Origin of the sequence: Bradyrhizobium betae, from assembly GCF_004123905.1 — a bacterium.
GTDB lineage: Bacteria > Pseudomonadota > Alphaproteobacteria > Rhizobiales > Xanthobacteraceae > Bradyrhizobium > Bradyrhizobium betae_A.
Genome location: NZ_MZXW01000053.1, coordinates 232,382 through 250,274, shown reverse-complemented (window position 1 = coordinate 250,274; position 17,893 = coordinate 232,382). Strand labels below are relative to the sequence as shown.

The following is a 17,893-nucleotide window of genomic DNA, read 5'->3' as shown; positions in this document are numbered from 1 at the left end:
TAAGAATCGTTGCGTGCAGGCGTGCAACTTTCAAGAGGCCGGCGCGGTTTAGCCGAAGCTCAATAGGCGATAACGAAAGCTGTTCCACGAGGGACAGTTCACCCGAGGGGTGCGACACAATGCGTGACTGTTTGAACCACCGTCGAGGCTTTGACCGCGTCCTGATGACGGTCGCGGCGACCTTCCTCACGGTATCGGCCGGCTCGGCGCTGGCGCAGGATCAGGCGCGCAGCAGCGCGGCCGAGCTCGCGATCGAAGCCGCGATCCCGCGCCCCGAGCCCGCAAACGTCCCGCCCCCGACCGCCTCCGACATCAAGCTCGACACCACCGCCACGGTGCAGGACTCCGCAAGGGAGCCGACGAAGGAACCCGTGAAGGCCGAAGCCGCCCCGGCCCCGGCCAAAGTCGAGACGAAGCCTTCCGACGTCGCAACGACGCCCGCGCCCGAGGCGCCGAAGAGCGAGACGGCCAAGATCGAACCTGCAACGACTGAACCGGCAAAGGCCGACACTGCGACCGCCACGCCGGCTGCGCCTGCGGCACCTGCTACTGCCGCGGCTCCGGCCGCCGAGCCCGTGAAGGCCGCGAGCAACGTTCCCGCTGCCGACCAGCCGGTCGCCGACAAGCTCAAGGACCTCATCGGCGCCAAGACCTCGCGCCATTTCGACCGCAAGAACGAGCGCGCCGCGATCGAGAAGTTTTATGGTGCACGCGACTTCGCGCCGGTCTGGACGCAAGCCGGCAGCCTGACCGCCTCCGCCAAGGGCGTGATCGCGCGGCTGAAGGATGCCGCCTCCGACGGTCTCAACCCCGCCGATTATCCGGTGCCGGATTTCGCCGCCGCCACGAGCCCCGATGCGCTCGCGGACGCCGAGCTGAAGCTCACCGCCAGCATGTTCGACTATGCGCGCCAGGCGCAGAGCGGCCGTATGCACTGGTCGCAGGTCAGCGCCGACATCCTCTATCCCGAACATCCGGTCGACCCGAGCGACGTGCTCGTCAAGGTCACGACCGCGGCTGACGCCTCCGCAGCGCTCGACAGCTACAACCCGCCGCAAAAGCTCTACAAGGAGCTGAAGGCCAAGCTTGCGGAGCTGCGTGGCCAGGGTAGCGGCCCGGTGGTCGAGATTGCCGATGGCCCGGCGCTGAAATACACCCCGGCCGGCAAGAAGCAGGCGGAGATCGTCATGGACGATCCGCGCGTGCCGCAACTGCGCGCCAAGCTCGGCCTCGCCGAGAACGCCAGCGACACCCGCTATGACGTGACGGTGGCCGAAGCCGTGCGCAAATTCCAGAACAGCGTTGAGATGAAGGCGACCGGCATTCTCGACGACAAGACTGTCAGGGCGATCAACACCCCGAAGCGCGACAAGCAGATCGACGTGGTGCTGGTGAACATGGAGCGCTGGCGCTGGCTGCCGCGCGATCTCGGCGTGCCCTCGCTGGGCGATGCCTATGTCATCCTCAACATTCCCGACTACACGCTGAAGGTGATGCAGCGGGGCCAGCAGGTCTGGACCACCCGCGTCGTCACCGGCAAGCCGGGCCAGCACGCCACCCCGCTGCTGACCGAGACGATGAAGTACATCACGGTCAACCCGACCTGGAACGTGCCGCCGTCGATCGTCTATGGCGAATACCTGCCGGCATTGCAGCAGGATCCGACCGTGCTTCAGCGCATGGGCCTGAAGCTCGAGCAGAACCGCGACGGCTCGGTGCACATCTCGCAGCCGCCCGGTGAAGCCAACGCGCTCGGCCGCATCCGCTTCAACTTCCCGAACAAATTCCTGGTCTATCAGCACGACACGCCGGACAAGAACCTGTTCGCCCGGGACGACCGCGCCTTCAGCCATGGCTGCATGCGTGTGCAGAACCCGGATCAATATGCGTCGGTGTTGCTCAACATCGCGATGCCGAACGAGAAGTACACGCCAGAGCGCGTGCGCAGCATGTACGGCAAGGGCGAAGTCGACCTGAAATTCCCGACCCCGATCCCGGTCAACATCACCTATCAGACCGCGTTTGTGGACGATGGCGGCAAGCTGCAATTCCGCAAGGACGTCTATGGCCGCGACGCGACCATGCTCAACATCCTGAAGAACGGCCGCGGCAAGGATCTCGAGAACGTCGTCGCGCACTCGCAGCCGAGCTATTCACGCCCGGCAACGACGCTGCCCGCGGGCGTGGCCGTGGCCAACAATGGCGGCGGCTTCGGCTCGTCGTCCGGCCCGAACTTCTTCGAGCGGCTGTTCGGGGCCCCGACCCCGCCGCCGGCTCCGGTCGGCCGCAAGCCGCAGCAGCGGGTGTTCACCCGCTGAGTCCGGCTCGGCCCCGGCACCTAATTTCTCGAAATTCTACAATAAAATCAGCGACCCTGTCCTCTGGACGGGGTCGCTTAACGTTAACCATTCTCCACCCGACCTCGGACAGTGGGCGTTTTTTTGCCACACTCAACCGTTTAGGTTTGTATTCTGACTTGGTTTGGGGTCGGGAAGGTCAACCTACAATTAACCTTCTCGCTTTAAGAAAGCGTTCACCCTCTTTCGCGCGCTAACGGGGTTGGCGGGAGAGTCCATTTTGAACGCTGGTCGACTGGGTGGGCTCTAACGTGCTGACTGGTCTCGCACGCCAATTTTCTGTGCTGTCGTTGTCCCATGCGGGAGTGAAGGCCGGATCCCGGATCGGCCTTGCTTCCGTATTGCTGCTTGCTGCCGCGGGCTCGGTTCACAACGCCGCCGCGCTGAACGAGACCAAGACGCTCTCCTTCCACCACACCCATTCCGGCGAAGACCTCACCGTCACCTTCAAGCGCGATGGCCGCTACGACGAAGCCGCGCTGAAGCAGCTCAACCATTTCCTGCGCGACTGGCGCACCCAGGACGAGACGGTCATGGACCGTCACCTCTTCGACATCCTCTGGGAAGTCTATCGCGACGTCGACGGCAAGCAGCCGATCCAGATCATCTCCTCCTATCGCTCCCCCGCCACCAACGCCATGCTCCGCCGCCGCTCCTCCGGAGTGGCGCGCTTCAGCCAGCACATGCTGGGACATGCGATGGACTTCTACATCCCGAACGTTCCGCTGGAGCAGATCCGCTTCGCCGGCCTGCGCCTGCAACGCGGCGGCGTCGGCTTCTATCCGACCTCCGGCTCGCCCTTTGTGCATCTGGACACCGGCAGCATCCGGCATTGGCCGCGTATGACGCATGATCAGCTCGCCCGCGTGTTCCCGGACGGAAAGACGGTGCATCTGCCGACCGACGGCACGCCGCTGAAGGGCTATGAGCTCGCCAAGGCCGAGATCGAACGCCGCGGTAGCGGTGATGACGGCGCCAGCAAGCCGGGCTTCTTCGCCGCTCTGTTCAAGGGCAAGTCGGCTCCGGCCGCCGCGAGCAGCGACGAGGATGATGAGGGCGCGCCCGCGCCGGCCGCCAAGCCGGCGACTGCGCCGACCGTGGTCGCCGCCGCAACCAAGCCTTCCGAAGCAAAGCCCGCCGATCCGGTGCCGACGCCCCGCGCCAAGCCGTCCGTCGCCGCCACGATCCAGCTCGCTTCCGCCGACGCGCAGCTCGTTGCGCCGCCAAAGCCCGCGCCCGTGGCTGACAAGCCCGCCGCCGGCAAATCTGCTGACGCAAAGCCGGAGACACCGGCCGACATCATCAATGCCCGGGGCTTCTGGGATGCACCGGCGACGCCGCAGCAGGCGACGCCGGCGCAGATCGCCGCACTGAAGGCCCGCCAGGCCCTGGCCGCCGCCACTGATCCGCAGCCGACTGCGAGCGTCTCCAACGCAACGCTTCAGGCGCTGGCCTACGCACCGGCTGCCTCCCCGGTCGACCGCGCCAATGTCGTCGCCGCCTCCGCGCCGATCCCGCGTCCGGCCCGCGCCGCGCGCAACACCGCGCCTGCGACCGAGATCAACAGTGTGGTCGGCAAGAGCACCGACGGCAGGATCGCGACCGCGACCCGGCTGTCTGCGGCCAAGGGCGAGAGCATCTGGCTCAAGATCGTGATGCTGTCGCCGAGCGCCAGCCGCGCGATGTCGGTCACGCTGATGGGCGAGCTCGATATGGCCGCACTGCGCGGCTATTTCGTCAAGCCGCAAGCCGTGATCGCGATGGGTTTTGCCGACGATCCGATGCAGGGCCTATCCTGCGACAGCTTTACGGGCTCGTCGACCGCGAAGCTTGAGACGACGTCGTTCGTCGTGCGGACGGCGGCGCTGCGCTGAGGCGACAGACGGACGGATTCTGCCCCGTCTTTGCAGGCGTCTGCGCCAAAGGGAATTCCTCCCGCTTTCAACGGGTCATCACCCGATATCGCTGCACATTCCAGGCGCGCATTGTGGCATTGCGCTACAGCGCAGGCGGAGTGTGCGATGTCAGTTCCATGCAAATCTGAGCTCAGCCTTCTGAACCACGACGAGCGCGAAGTCGTGATGAATTCGCACCACCCGATGGTCGGAGAGATGGAGCGCGATGAACTCGAGCGCCTTCGCGCCCGCCTTCAGGACCTGCGCGACAGGGAGCGTACATTGTCGCGGCATCGGCGCCGCGAAACAAAGGGCACGGCCGACCCACGCGGCAAAAGCTTCTCCGGAACGGCGGTGCACGCAAACCGGCGGCAGTCGGTTTTCGCTGCCGCCATCAAGCGCATAAAGAACGAGCTGACGCGTATCCGAAAGTTTGAGGCACGACGGGAGCTCGGAGCAGCGGCGCGGCGGGCGTTGGCACTCCGTCGGGCACGTCAGTTTTCCCGGCCGCAGATGCCCCCGACGTCACTTGACGGGATGCGGTCCATCCCAAGCCGTCGCCGGATCTACAAGCTTCCAAGGGAAAAAATCGGGCGAGTCTCGCAGGCCAACAAGCGGGCGCAGGCCCGGCGCGACTCCAAACGCGGACGCAGCCATTGAGCTGGAGATCTGGCCTGCGGACCGGGCAGCAACGTTTCCCGCTGGGCACGACAGCCCGGATTTCGCTTGCGCTCCATCCGGGCAACGGCAGTGGTGCCTGAGGCGTAACCGCCTCAGAGCATCCCCAGCGCCTGCATGTAGGTCTCGAGAATGGTCTCGGCCTCGGCGCGCTCGTTCGGGTCCTGCTTGCGCATCCGCACGATGGTGCGCAGCGCCTTGACGTCGTAGCCGTTGCCCTTGCTCTCGGCATAGACGTCGCGGATGTCGTCGGAGATCGCCTTCTTCTCTTCCTCCAGCCGCTCGATGCGCTCGATGATGGATTTGAGCTGGTCCTTGGCAAATTTCGTCGCGGGCTCGTCGTCGCGGACGGCGGCGGTGGTGGCCATCTTGGTACTCCAAATGGAACTGGCAAAACGAGGTGACGCCGGCATCCACCGCGCGTGCTGGCAAAACCCTTAGGGTTCGTACCCGCTGCGTTCAAGCAAGCATCGCGCTCGTCCACAGCGCGCCCACACCTTCCTGCGGCGAGGCGCAGAAAGCTGTTGTGTGGTGCGACTCAAGGGCCGCGGTCAGTGCCCGTGGGGATGGACCTTCTTCATCGCCTCGATCTGCTCGGGCGTGGCCGTGCCCTGGTGCTTCGCTTTCCAGGTCTCGTAGGGCATGCCGTAGACGGCCTCGCGGCTCTCGTCCTTGCTGAGAGCGACGCCTTGGGCGTCGGCGGCGTCCTTGAGCCAATTCGACAGGCAGTTGCGGCAGAAGCCCGCCAGATTCATCAGGTCGATGTTCTGGACGTCCGTCCGCTCCCGCAAATGGTCGATCAGGCGCCGGAATGCGGCCGCCTCGAGCTCCGTTCTGGTTTTGTCGTCGATGGCCATGGCTGGATCCCTCGGCTCTGCACTTGCTTGTGGTCACCCTTACGGGATCAGGTGGGGTCCTGTCACAGATTTTGCCATATCGCAGGGCAAACGGCCTCCAAGCCCCCACGGGTCGGTTCCCCCGGCCCTACGCCAAATCGTCAATCATCTGGTATACGTTCCGCGACAATGATCGCCGAATCTCCCCGCTCCCCCCTTTGCCTACTCGCCCGGTTGGTCCCGGTGCTGGTGGTTGGCCTGCTGTGCTCCTGGGCGAGCCCGGCCGCGGCCGATTTCCGGCTCTGCAACAACACCTCGAGCCGGGTCGGCATCGCGCTCGGCTACAAGGACGCCGACGGCTGGACCACCGAGGGCTGGTGGAACATCTCGTCCCGCTCCTGCGAGACGCTGCTGCGGGGAACGCTGGTCGCCCGTTACTATTACATCTACGCGATCGACTATGACCGCGGCGGCGAATGGTCGGGGCAGGCCTTCATGTGCTCGCGCGACAAGGAATTCACCATCCGCGGCACCGAGGATTGCCTCGCGCGCGGCTACGACCGGACCGGCTATTTCGAGGTCGATACCGGCGAGCAGCGGGCCTGGACGGTCCAGCTCACCGATGCCAACGAACAGCCGTCGCAACAGCAGCGCGTGCCCGGCCTGCCCGGCCCGGTTGGACCGGGTGGCGGCGTTCCGGGTTTGCCCAATAGTCCGCCCGGTGGTACGCCCCCCGCCGCGCCTGGCCTCCCACCAGTTCCCTCGCCACCGTCTGGAAATAAGCCATGAGGCGTCTTCGCCGTATCAAGATTCTCGCGACCCTCGGACCCGCCTCCTCGGACCTCGCGATGATCCGCCGCCTGTTCGAGGCCGGCGCCGACGTATTCCGTATCAACATGAGCCACACCCCGCATGACAAGATGCGGGAGCTGGTGGCAACGATCCGCAACGTCGAGTCGAGCTACGGCCGGCCGATCGGCATTCTGGTCGACTTGCAGGGCCCCAAGCTCAGGCTCGGCGCCTTCGCCGAGGGCGCGGTGCAGCTCCAGAACGGCCAGACCTTTACGCTGGATTCCGACAAGGCGCCGGGCGATGCCAATCGCGTCAATCTCCCGCATCCCGAGATCCTGGCTGCGCTGCGGCCGGGCCATTCGCTGCTGCTCGACGACGGCAAGGTGCGGCTGATCGCGGAAGAGACCACGAAGGAGCACGCGGTGACGCGTGTCGTGGTCGGCGGCCGGATGTCCGACCGCAAGGGCGTCAGCCTGCCCGACACCGATTTGCCGGTCTCGGCGATGACGCCGAAGGACCGCGCCGACCTCGAAGCCGCGCTGGTGACCGGCGTCGACTGGATCGCATTGTCGTTCGTGCAGCGCGCCGACGACGTGATCGAGGCCAAGAAGATGATCCGCGGCCGCGCCGCCGTGATGGCCAAGATCGAGAAGCCGCAGGCGATTGACCGCCTCGCCGACATCATCGAGGCCTCCGATGCGCTGATGGTGGCGCGCGGCGACCTCGGCGTCGAGCTGCCGCTCGAGCGCGTGCCGAGCCTGCAGAAGCAGATGACGCGGATGGCGCGCCGCGCCGGCAAGCCGGTGGTGGTCGCGACCCAGATGCTGGAATCGATGATCCAGTCGCCGGTGCCGACCCGCGCCGAAGTCTCCGACGTCGCCACCGCCGTCTATGAAGGCGCCGACGCCATCATGCTGTCGGCGGAATCGGCGGCCGGCAAATTCCCGGTCGAGGCCGTCTCGACCATGAATCGCATCGGCGAAGAGGTCGAACGCGACCCGACTTATCGTTCCGTACTCACCGCTCAGCGCCCGGCGCCCGAAGCGACTGCCGGCGACGCTATCGCCGACGCCGCGCGACAGGTCGCCGAAACGCTCGACCTGCCCGCCCTGATCTGCTGGACCAGCTCGGGCTCGACCGCCGCGCGCGTCGCACGCGAGCGGCCGAAACCGCCGATCGTGGCGATCACGCCGAACATTCAGGCCGGACGCCGGCTCGCCGTGGTCTGGGGCGTGCATTGCGTGGTGGCGGACGATGCGCGCGACCAGGACGACATGGTGAGCCGCGCCGGCCAGATCGCCTTCCGTGACGGTTTTGTCCGCGCCGGTCAGCGCGTGATCATCGTCGCCGGCGTGCCGCTCGGCATCCCCGGCACCACCAACATGCTGCGCATCGCTTCCGTCGGCCCCGAGGGCGACGCGAATATTTAAGGCGGCCGGGCGCGGCCAAACAAAAAGGTCGAAAACAACCCCATGCACAGTAGCCGGCGCGTCCGGCGGGCTTGCTGCGGTTTGTCGAAAAGGCGCGCTCAGGCAATGACCTGAGCGCAATCAGGCCTCAGCCTCGGCCTCGCGCTGCTTTTTCACGCCCCGACCAGCGCTTTCGCGGCCGGCAGCAGCGTCTGCTGCACCACCAGGCCGCGGGCGCGCGCGTCCATGACGCCGACGGCGCGCAGCGCGAGCAGCGTCACGGTCTGGACAGCGTCGCGCATCCGGGCGGGATCTTCGAGATTGTCCGGTGCGAGCGGCCCGACCAGCGACTCATGCAACGCGCCGAGCAGCGCGGTGGCGGCAAGCGCAGTGTCCTGCGCCGGCAAATGACCGGCGCGCACGGCGGCATCGATGCGGCCAGCGATCTCGCCGGCGATCTCGCGCCGGCTGGCGAGCCTGGAGGCGCTGACATCGACATCGACTGGCTCGGCCAAAATGCCCCAGGCCAGTCTGCGCTGCGACAGGGTATGGACCGCCACGGTGGTAACTGCGGCCGCCAGTGCCGAGGACGGCCCCGGCGCGGCATCGGCCGCCCGGCGGATCGCCGCGAGTTCGTCCCGCGAAACCTCGGAGATCAATTCGGAGATCAGATCGGCCTTGGACGGGAAGTAGCGGTAGACCGTCCCCGCCGCGACACTGGCGCGGACCGCGACCGGCGCGATCTGCACCGCCGCCATCCCGCCTTCCGCCGCCGCCTCCCGCGCCGCCGCCAGTATCGCACTGCGCCTGGCCGCGAGGCGCTTAACCACTTGATGCGTCCGCCGATAAACCATGGCGCGCTTCCTGTCCCACACGCTAGCCACACGCCCTGCGGCCGAACGCTTAGTCACTGATTTCACTGCAAATCGCCCCGCAAGGACTGAACAACTATTCAGAGGTGATGACAAGAAGCAAATGCGTGAAACGTCATGGTAAAGCGGCGTGGCGCGCCAATCATTCAAATTGCAGCAATCGGATTGGCAAAAGGTTGATCCTGGCCGTTACCGCCATTTTAAGGCGAACCCACCACTGTACCGCGGTACTGCGATTCCACCCTGGTGCAGCATGCTCGATACCGACACAAGGATCGCCTGGCAGCTCTTCCAGCTGAACTGGCTTCCCATCGTTGCCATGGGCAGCCTGCTGGCGTTCGGCCTGCCCTCAACCGGCCTGAGCCTCGAGCCCGTCGCCTACGGCATCACGCTGGCGATCGCCGCCCTGCTGATCGCAATCGCCTATCGTCATCAGCTCGCCAAGGGCGAGCTTGCCGATCCAAAACTGGTGTTCTCGCTCGGCACGATCGGACAGGTCATTCTCACCTGCGCCATCGTCGGCCCCTTGAGCTACGTCGCAGGCAAAATGAACTGGCCGCTCCAGGACGACGCGCTGCTTGCGATCGACCGCGCGTTCGGCCTCGATCCCGAACCGATCGCAAGCTACGTCAACGACCATCCCTGGCTCGCCGACCTCTTGGCGCGCGGCTACGGGCTGATCAAATGGCCGCTGCTCGCCATTCCCGTCGTGCTGACATTGACGGCGCGCTATGTGCGGCTGCAGATGTTCATGCTCGCGATGAGCCTTGCGCTCGCGGTCACCATCGCGATCTCGGCAATGGTGCCGGCGATCGGCACCTATTACGGGCTGCAATTGCCGGCCGCGCATTTTCCCGAGATCAACACCATGGTCTATGCCGGGCAGTTGCGGGATATCCTGGCTCTGCGCGACGACAGTTTGCACGAGCTGCATCTGTTCTTCCTCTCCGGCATCGTCTCGTTCCCAAGCTTTCACGCCGCATCCGCCGTGCTCTACATGTGGGCGCTGTGGCCGGTGCGCGGCATCGGCGGCATCGCGGCCGCGCTCAACATGCTGATGATCGCGGCAACGCCGGTGATCGGCGCGCATTATCTGATCGACGTCGTGGGCGGCATCGCGGTTGCCGCAGCATCGATCTGGGTGACGAAGTTTTATGTGGCGCGGCTCGGCCGCACGTCGGCTGTGTCTGCCGCGCCGGCGCCGGCGCCGGTCTGGCAGCCCAGCCTCGCGGAATGACGGCGCGGTCGTCTTGATCCGCGGCAAGCTGCCGTAGGGTGAGCAAAGCGCAGCGTGCCCACCATCGCCCCGCAATCGCGACAGACGTTGCGAGCATGCTGCCACATCCTCGTGTGCGAGCGCAGCGAAGCAATCCAAAATCTCTCCGCGGAGGCAGTCTGGATTGCTTCGCGGCGCTCGCAATGACGTTGTGAATGCGCCGTGCTCGTCATTTTCGGTGAGCTCGTGATGGTGGGCACGCTACGCTTTGCCCACCCTACGAATTCTTCCGTTCCGTCATCCTGAGGTGCGAGGCATGGGACGCGACGCGTCCCATGGGAGCCTCGAAGGATGAGCGGCCGAGATGCAGCCGGGCCGTCGCCCTTCGAGGCTCGCCGAAGAGGCGAGCACCTCAGGGTGACGGTGATAAATAGGTTGATGCCGTCCGCCCAAACGAAAAGAGCCCCGTCCGAGGACGGGGCTCTCTAAACTCTGGCTTCGTCCAGTCTTACTTGAGGCTGGTCGAGATCGAGCCGAACTTGGTGTTCAGCGTGCTGCCGAGGTTGTTGACGACGGTGATGATCGCCAGCGCGATGCCGGCGGCGATCAGGCCGTATTCGATGGCGGTGGCGCCGGATTCATCGTTCAAGAAACGCGCAACGAGGTTCTTCATAGAGTGCTCCCAAAAAAGTACACAAGGCTACAACTGGTCTGGTCTCTTCGGCTTCCCAGCGCCGCCCGACCATGGAACCGAACGTAGAGGCAAAGAATTGCGCCGCAGTTAATTCGCCTGCGTAAACACCGAGCGGTTTGCGTGTATTCGGCGATGGTAAACTGGAATTGAAAACAATCCGTTAAATTGTCGAGACATCACACAACGCTTCCCGCCGATTTACCCGAAGTTATGACCGCCGTGGTCTTATGCGCCAACCGACAAGAACAAGCAGGACGACGAGGCGGCATGTCCCTTTCCTTTGCCAACGGCATCGCGGCACAGGGCCGCGCGCGAGCGCTGGTGCCGCTCTGCGTCGGTGCGGGCGCCTATCTCTTCTTCCTCTATGTCGGCGACACCTTGCTTCAGGACTCCGACTCGTTCTGGCAGATCAAGATCGGGCAATGGATCCTCGATCACCGCGCCCTCCCCTATACCGACTTCTATTCCTTCACGCGGCCGGGTGCGCCCTGGGTGTCGACCTCGTGGCTGTCGCAGGTCGCGTTCGCGCTCTCCTACGCGCAATGGGGCTGGGCCGGCCCGGTGATCCTCACCGCGCTCGCGGTGGCGTTGTCGGCGGCGATCCTGGTCGATTTGCTCGACGCACATCTGGAGATGCCGCGCTCGGTGCTGTTCGCGATGCTGGCAGTCGTGCTGTCGCTGCATCACATCCTGGCGCGGCCGCACATTTTGGCCCTGCCCGTGATGATCGCGTGGGTCGGCATGCTGATGAATGCGGCCGATCGCAGGGGCACGCCGTCATGGGCCTGGCTGCCACTGATGTCGCTGTGGGCGAATTTGCATGGCGGCTTCGTGTTGGGCCTCGCGCTGATCGGCCCGATGGCGTTCGTGGCGCTGTGGGGCCTCGAGTCCGACAAGCAGGTCCGGCTGCTGCTGCGCTGGTTCCTGTTCGGCGTCGCGGCGGTGGCCGCGTGCTGTGTCACGCCCTATGGCTGGCGTACATTGCTGGGTGCGACCAACATTCTCAATCTCGGCGAGCTGCTGACGGTGATCTCCGAATGGTCGCCGGTGAATTTTGCATCCTTCAACGCGTTCGAGGGCGCGTTGTTCGGCCTGATCGCGCTCGGGCTCTATCGCGGCCTGACGCTGTCGCCGCCGCGGATTCTGCTGATCCTGCTGCTGACCTGGATGGCGCTCAGCCATGTCAGGAGCATCGAGGCCTTCGCCTTCCTGGTGCCGCTGGTGCTTGCCAAGCCGCTTGGCGAGAAATTTTCGCAGCAGCAAGCCGAGGCGCAAGGCGGTGCGGGCTGGCCCTCCCGCTACGTCACCGCGACGGGCGCGCTGATGATCGTGGCCGCGGCCTGGACCTCGACCTCGCTCTTCATGTCGCATCATCGCTTCAACTTCACGATGGACCAGACGCCGGTGGCGGCGCTCGACCTGCTCGAGAAGCGCGGGGCGCAACGCATCTTCAACGCCTACAAGTTCGGCGGCTATCTGATCGCGCGCGACATCCCGGTCTTCGTCGACGGCCGCGCCGAGCTCTATGGCGAGAAATTCGTGATGGACTTCTTCAACGCGACGGAGGGACGCAAGCCCGCGCTGCTTCCCGGCCTGCTCGACGAGCACAAGATCGACGCGACGCTGCTGGTGGCCGATTCTCCGGGCCCGCAGATCCTCGATCACCTCAAGGGCTGGAAGCGGATCTATGCGGATGACATCGCGGTGGTCCATGTGCGGGAGAGCGCGGACGGGGCGGCTGCGCACTGAAGCTTCCACAACGTCATGGCCGGGCTTGACCCGGCCATCCATGCCTTGCCCGGTCGCACCGGAGAACGTGGATGCCCGGGACAAGCCCGGGCATGACGGCCTCTCAGAGTGCACGTCTCACTACCTGCAAGGATGGCGGCTGCCGTCGAAGCCCATGTAGGTGCCCGTCGCCGGATCGAAGGAGCGATAACGCGCGGCGCATGACCGGGACATCCCGCCGTCCGCGCGGGCCATAACGTTGTCCACGCCTTGCACGGGCGCTGCGCCGTCCGGCAATTCGAGGCCCATCCGGCCCGCCGGCGTCAGCGTGCCATTCAGGTTGCGATCGGGGTTCTCCGCCTCGTACGCACCCGGATGGCTGCTCGCAAAGCCGGATTGCGCGTAGGCCGTGGTTGCGGTCAGGGCCGACAACAAAGCCGCGGCAGCGAGAATTTTGAATCCAGTCATGGTCGATCTCCATCATGGGCCGGTGCATTGCGCGGCCGGTGCGACGGGAAGTGGATCGACATGGTGCATTGGACAAGCTGGCTGCGTGCCCAGACTGGCCATCAGCGCAACCGGGTCGTTCAAATCCGGAAAGAGTCGTTTGTTTGGGGAATGTGACGAGAGGGTCCATCGTCGTCGCGTACGCTCCGCTCGCAATGACAGAGTTTGCGGCGATAGTGCAGCTCCATCTCGCGTCCCGATTTGCAGGGTGGGCCAAGCGAAGCCGGCCGCTACATCTGTAACGTCTTAGGAGATGACGCGCTGTTGTTGCCGTGTGGTAATATCTGATGGTCGAACAGGAATACTCATCATGATGTTTCGTAATCTTTTCGCCGCCCTTCTCGTCACGGTCGCGATCAGCGCGGCGTATGCGGCGCCGCAATGGCTGAACCTGCCGCCGACACCGACATTGCCCAAGGCCGCGAGAAGCGGCCTCGCGCCCGTCAACGGGGTCAAGATCTGGTACGCCATGTTCGGCCGCGGCGAGCCCGTGCTGTTGCTGCATGGCGGCCTCGCCAACGCCAATTACTGGGGCCACCAGGTCCGTGCGCTGCAACGGCACTATCAGGTCATCGTCATGGACAGCCGCGGGCATGGGCGCAGCAGCCGCAACCAGGACCCGTATGGCTACGATCTGATGGCCTCGGACGTGGTCGCCCTGCTCGATCACCTCAAGATCAAGAAGGCCGCGATTGTCGGCTGGAGCGACGGCGCGATCATGGGCCTCGACATCGCGATGAAGCACCCGGAGCGGGTGAGCAGGCTGTTCGCCTTTGCCGCGAACTCGGATCCGTCAGGCGTTGCGGATATCGCGACGAACGACGTCTTCAACGCCTACATCGCCAGAGCCGGCGACGAGTACAAGCGCCTCTCGCCGACGCCGACGGAGTACAAGGGTTTTGTCGCGGAGATCACCAAGATGTGGGAGAGCCAGCCGAAATGGACGGCCGCCGACCTCGCGGCGATCAAGGTGCCGACCTGGATCGTCGACGGTGACCACGACGAGGCGATCAAGCGCGAGAATACCGAGTTCATGGCGGCGAGCATTCCGGGCGCGGGATTGCTGATCCAGCCCGAGGTCAGTCATTTCGCGTTTTTGCAGGACCCCGAGCAGTTCAATGATGATGTGCTGCGCTTTCTGGGGCGCGGTGGCGCTGCGGCGAAGTGAGATCTCGTAGGGCGGGCAAAGCGAAGCGTGCCCACGACTTCCGTTGTGACAACCGAGAGATCGTCGGCACGGCGCTACGCGCCTTTGCCCACCCTACGAAACCGGTGCACGTGATTGCGAGCATCACTCTCTCAACAGACTCTGGATTGCTTCGCTGCGCTCGCAATGACGGAGTGTGTGGCGACAACGTCCCTCTCGTGTCCCGGACGCGCTGCAACGCTCTTGGCGTTGCGGCGCAGAGCCGGGACCCAGACGGCCGCACACTGCGTTGCCGCGTGGGCCCCGGCTCTGCAGCGCACCACGTCGCAAGGGCGACGCGCTGCGCTGCGTCCGGGGCACGAGAGCTGAGTATCAGCCAACAAAAAACGCGGCGTCTCCGCCGCGTTTTTCAATCTTATCTGCCGCTCTCGATTACGCCTGCGGCTGGGGCTCCAGGCCCGGATCGGCATCGGGCCGCGGGCGCGGCGACTTGCCGGCCGGGGGCACGGCGGAGGCGCGCGGCGTGGTCGGCTCGAGCACGGATTCGCGGTTCGGCTTCTTGCCCTTGAGCAGGTCGATGATCTCGTCGCCGGAGAGCGTCTCGAACTCGAGCAGGCCCTTGGCGAGAGCTTCGAGGTCGGCGCGCTTCTCGGTGAGAATGCGCGTCGCTTCGTTGTAGCCCTCTTCCACGAAGCGCCGGATCTCGGTGTCGATCTTCTGAACCGTGGCTTCCGATGCGTTCTGGGTGCGCGACACCGACATGCCCAGGAACACCTCGTCCTGGTTCTCGCCATAGGAGACGGTGCCGAGCGCCTCGGACAGGCCCCAGCGCGTCACCATCATGCGGGCCAGGCGCGTGGCCTGCTCGATGTCGGAGGACGCACCCGAGGTGACCTTCTCGCGGCCGAAGATCAGCTCTTCGGCGACGCGGCCACCCATCATGATGGCGAGTCGCGAGGTCATCTGCTCCAGCGACATCGACAGCTTGTCGCGTTCGGGCAGCTGCATGACCATACCGAGTGCACGGCCGCGCGGAATGATGGTCGCCTTGTGGATCGGGTCGGTCGCGACGACGTTGAGGCCGACGATGGCGTGGCCGCCCTCGTGATAGGCCGTCAGCAACTTCTCTTCCTCGGTCATGACGAGCGACTTGCGCTCGGCGCCCATCATCACCTTGTCCTTGGCTTCCTCGAACTCGGCCTGGGTCACCATGCGCTTGTTACGGCGCGCGGCGGTCAAGGCTGCTTCGTTGACGAGGTTCATCAGGTCGGCGCCGGAGAAACCGGGGGTGCCGCGCGCGATGGTCTTGAGGTTGATATCGGGAGCCAGCGGCACCTTGCGGACGTGAACCTTGAGGATCTGCTCGCGACCGACGACATCAGGATTGGGCACCACGACCTGACGGTCAAAGCGGCCCGGACGCAGCAGCGCGGGATCGAGCACGTCGGGGCGGTTGGTCGCGGCGATCAGGATCACGCCCTCGTTGGCCTCAAAACCGTCCATCTCGACCAGCAGCTGGTTCAGCGTCTGCTCGCGCTCGTCATTGCCGCCGCCGAGACCGGCGCCGCGGTGACGACCGACCGCGTCGATTTCGTCGATGAAGATGATGCAGGGCGCATTCTTCTTGGCCTGCTCGAACATGTCGCGCACACGAGAGGCGCCGACGCCGACGAACATTTCGACGAAGTCCGAACCGGAAATGGTGAAGAACGGCACGTTGGCTTCGCCCGCGACCGCACGCGCGATCAGGGTCTTACCGGTGCCGGGAGGGCCGACCAGCAGCACGCCGCGCGGAATGCGACCGCCGAGGCGCTGGAATTTGCCGGGATCGCGCAGGAATTCGACGATCTCCTGCAGGTCCTGCTTGGCTTCATCGACGCCGGCGACATCCTCGAAGGTGACGCGGCCATGCGCCTCCGTCAGCATCTTTGCGCGCGATTTGCCAAAGCCCATGGCCTTGCCGGCGCCGCCCTGCATCTGGCGGGACAGGAAGATCCAGACGCCGATCAGCGCGATGAAGGGCAGCCAGGAGACCAGCAGCGAGACGAACCACGGCACGTTGTCGCCGGGCGGCTTCGCGGTGATCTGGACCTTGCTGTCATAGAGCCGCTTCACCAGCGTCGGGTCGTTCGGCGCATAGGTCTGGAAGCTCGAGCCGTTGGTGAAGGTGCCGTGGATATCCGGCCCCTGGATCACGACGTCGCGCACATTGCCGCGGTCAACTTCGCTCAGCAGCTGGGAGAAGGCGATGTCCTGCGAGGAGGCGCGCTGCCCCGGATTCTGGAAGAGCGTAAACAACGCCAACAGCAGCAACACTATGATGACCCAGAGGGCGAAATTGCGCAGATTGGCGTTCATCGATCTTCCTTCGTGGTCGCGCGGATCGCGGCCTGATCCTTGGGCAGTTACTTTGGTCTGTGCGAGGAAATCCCCAAGGAATCCTCTTGGTTAGACGCATACAATTTAGGTGCCGCCCCGGTCGCTGCCAAGGGAACGAGATGGGACTATTTATCCCATCTTAGAGCGATTCCCGCTGAAATAATGGCGACCTGGCCGGGGTTTTTCCTGCCTGGTTAAGGTGTCCTGACGCGGTACAGCGGAAACGGCCGGTGTCATGATCCGCCCTTCACGTCCCCCTACAAGTCCTTTGGGGACCGCCGGGCCGGTGCAGGCCTGATGTGGATACGCCCGCCAGCAAGGCTGATCAAGGCTCCCGCGAGGGTCTGCTTCAGGATCGCACGGCCATTTGCGGGGGCACGAGGACCGGTCGCCACGGCCTGATCGAGCGCGGCGAGGAGGGTTTCGACCTTGCCGAGTTCCGCCGGCCCTTCATGGCCGTGGGCATTGACCGCTCGCAGCAGCAGCCGCAGCCGGACCTCCTCCGGAAGAAGGGCAAAGGCTTCGGCTTCGAAGCTTCGGACGCCCACCTGCGGCGCATCGCCGCGATCCCGCAAAAGGAGGAAGCGCTCGGCTCCGTCAGCCAGCACCTCGACCGCCGCATTGGCGCGCGACAGGCGTGCGGCGAGCCGCGCAAGGCTCCTGCTATCGCCGCCCTCGGCCGCGAGCTGCGGCAACAGCGCGCGCAGCCGCGGCCGGGTGAAGGCGGTGTCGCGGTTGGTGGGGTCGTCGGCAAAAGAGATCTTCGCCCGCTTCAAGGTCGCAATCAGCTGCGCCTTCGGGACATCGAGCAGCGGGCGCACCAACACGATGCCGTCGCGCTCCGTGAGGCGCGCCATCGCCGAGAGCCCCGCGAGGCCACTGCCGCGGAGCAGGCGCATCACCAGGGTCTCGGCCTGGTCATCGCGGGTGTGGGCAGTCAGCACGTGGCTCGCGCCGGCGGCGCGCGCCGCCTGCGCAAGCAAACGGTAACGGGCTTCGCGCGCAGCGGCAGGCAATCCCGTCTTCGGCTTTGTGCCGCGCCAGCGCAAGGTCCGGTGCGTCAGGCCAAGCGCGGTGGCGAGCCGCTTGACCTCGCGCGCCTCACGCGCGGCTTCCGGGCGCAGGCCGTGATCGACGGTGACGACGAGAAGACGAGGACCGCGCGAAAAACTGCGCTGCCAGCGTGCGGCGAGCCACATCAACGCAACCGAGTCGGGCCCGCCGGAGACCGCGAGCACCAGCGCGGGCGCGCTTTTCAGCCCGGCGAAGAGCTGCTTCGCCGCGCGGGCCGAGATCGGTGAATTGTCGTCGTCTGGCATGACGCTGCAATCGTCCGCGGGTGGACCGGCTGTTTAGCGCAACGCCATCCGCTTTGTCAGCGGA

At 65.3% G+C, this 17,893-nt stretch carries 15 protein-coding genes; 8 read left to right on the top strand and 7 right to left on the bottom strand.

Annotated elements, in window-relative coordinates; all coding sequences use genetic code 11:
* Positions 1–119: 119 nt before the first annotated feature.
* The 3 genes from B5V03_RS36320 (at position 120) to B5V03_RS36310 (ending at position 4,912) form a co-directional block, all read left to right on the top strand.
* On the top strand, positions 120–2,318 hold the full coding sequence (locus B5V03_RS36320; RefSeq protein WP_129275213.1) for a L,D-transpeptidase family protein: 2,199 nt from the start codon (positions 120–122) through the stop codon (positions 2,316–2,318).
* A 278-nt stretch (positions 2,319–2,596) separates the two neighbouring features.
* Entirely contained in the window at positions 2,597–4,231 is a 1,635-nt protein-coding gene (locus tag B5V03_RS36315; protein WP_129275212.1) for a DUF882 domain-containing protein, read from the top strand.
* Positions 4,232–4,378: 147 nt separating this feature from the next.
* The gene (locus B5V03_RS36310) at positions 4,379–4,912 is read left to right on the top strand and encodes a hypothetical protein (protein ID WP_129275211.1); all 534 of its coding nucleotides are present in this window, start codon (positions 4,379–4,381) and stop codon (positions 4,910–4,912) included.
* 113 nt (positions 4,913–5,025) lie between these two features.
* Here the strand turns inward: B5V03_RS36310 and B5V03_RS36305 are convergent, their stop codons facing one another.
* Both B5V03_RS36305 and B5V03_RS36300 read right to left on the bottom strand, forming a co-directional pair.
* The gene (locus tag B5V03_RS36305) at positions 5,026–5,298 is read right to left on the bottom strand and encodes a DUF2312 domain-containing protein (RefSeq protein ID WP_094976882.1); all 273 of its coding nucleotides are present in this window, start codon (positions 5,296–5,298) and stop codon (positions 5,026–5,028) included.
* Positions 5,299–5,481: 183 nt separating this feature from the next.
* Positions 5,482–5,787 (bottom strand): DUF1244 domain-containing protein, encoded by a 306-nt coding sequence (locus tag B5V03_RS36300; RefSeq protein ID WP_129275210.1) that lies wholly within the window; start codon positions 5,785–5,787, stop codon positions 5,482–5,484.
* 168 nt (positions 5,788–5,955) lie between these two features.
* Here B5V03_RS36300 and B5V03_RS36295 point away from each other — a divergent pair, with 168 nt between their 5' ends.
* Both B5V03_RS36295 and pyk read left to right on the top strand, forming a co-directional pair.
* Entirely contained in the window at positions 5,956–6,555 is a 600-nt protein-coding gene (locus B5V03_RS36295) for a DUF1036 domain-containing protein (protein WP_129275209.1), read from the top strand.
* Positions 6,552–7,988, top strand: coding sequence for a pyruvate kinase (pyk, locus tag B5V03_RS36290; RefSeq protein ID WP_129275208.1), 1,437 nt, complete (start codon positions 6,552–6,554; stop codon positions 7,986–7,988). The genes B5V03_RS36295 and pyk overlap by 4 nt, the downstream gene beginning before the upstream one ends.
* Positions 7,989–8,140: 152 nt before the next feature.
* Here the strand turns inward: pyk and B5V03_RS36285 are convergent, their stop codons facing one another.
* Complete coding sequence (locus B5V03_RS36285; protein ID WP_129275207.1) at positions 8,141–8,821, bottom strand: TetR family transcriptional regulator; 681 nt, start codon at positions 8,819–8,821, stop codon at positions 8,141–8,143.
* Between the two features lie 271 nt (positions 8,822–9,092).
* Here B5V03_RS36285 and B5V03_RS36280 point away from each other — a divergent pair, with 271 nt between their 5' ends.
* Positions 9,093–10,076 carry a phosphatase PAP2 family protein gene (locus B5V03_RS36280; protein WP_129275206.1) on the top strand — a complete coding sequence of 328 codons (984 nt, stop codon included), beginning with the start codon at positions 9,093–9,095 and terminating at the stop codon, positions 10,074–10,076.
* Between the two features lie 487 nt (positions 10,077–10,563).
* Here the strand turns inward: B5V03_RS36280 and B5V03_RS36275 are convergent, their stop codons facing one another.
* Complete coding sequence (locus B5V03_RS36275) at positions 10,564–10,728, bottom strand: Flp family type IVb pilin (protein ID WP_129275205.1); 165 nt, start codon at positions 10,726–10,728, stop codon at positions 10,564–10,566.
* A 288-nt stretch (positions 10,729–11,016) separates the two neighbouring features.
* Here B5V03_RS36275 and B5V03_RS36270 point away from each other — a divergent pair, with 288 nt between their 5' ends.
* Complete coding sequence (locus tag B5V03_RS36270; protein ID WP_129275204.1) at positions 11,017–12,498, top strand: hypothetical protein; 1,482 nt, start codon at positions 11,017–11,019, stop codon at positions 12,496–12,498.
* A 120-nt stretch (positions 12,499–12,618) separates the two neighbouring features.
* Here the strand turns inward: B5V03_RS36270 and B5V03_RS36265 are convergent, their stop codons facing one another.
* Positions 12,619–12,945 (bottom strand): BA14K family protein, encoded by a 327-nt coding sequence (locus tag B5V03_RS36265; RefSeq protein WP_129275203.1) that lies wholly within the window; start codon positions 12,943–12,945, stop codon positions 12,619–12,621.
* A 349-nt stretch (positions 12,946–13,294) separates the two neighbouring features.
* On the opposite strand from B5V03_RS36265, the gene B5V03_RS36260 reads away from it, so the two are divergent.
* A complete protein-coding gene (locus tag B5V03_RS36260; RefSeq protein WP_206736238.1) occupies positions 13,295–14,152 on the top strand; it encodes an alpha/beta fold hydrolase in 858 nt (285 codons plus the stop codon).
* A gap of 411 nt (positions 14,153–14,563) precedes the next feature.
* Here the strand turns inward: B5V03_RS36260 and ftsH are convergent, their stop codons facing one another.
* Complete coding sequence (gene ftsH, locus B5V03_RS36250) at positions 14,564–16,489, bottom strand: ATP-dependent zinc metalloprotease FtsH (RefSeq protein ID WP_129275200.1); 1,926 nt, start codon at positions 16,487–16,489, stop codon at positions 14,564–14,566.
* A 278-nt stretch (positions 16,490–16,767) separates the two neighbouring features.
* Entirely contained in the window at positions 16,768–17,829 is a 1,062-nt protein-coding gene (gene tilS, locus B5V03_RS36245; protein WP_129275199.1) for a tRNA lysidine(34) synthetase TilS, read from the bottom strand.
* Between the last annotated feature and the right edge of the window lie 64 nt (positions 17,830–17,893).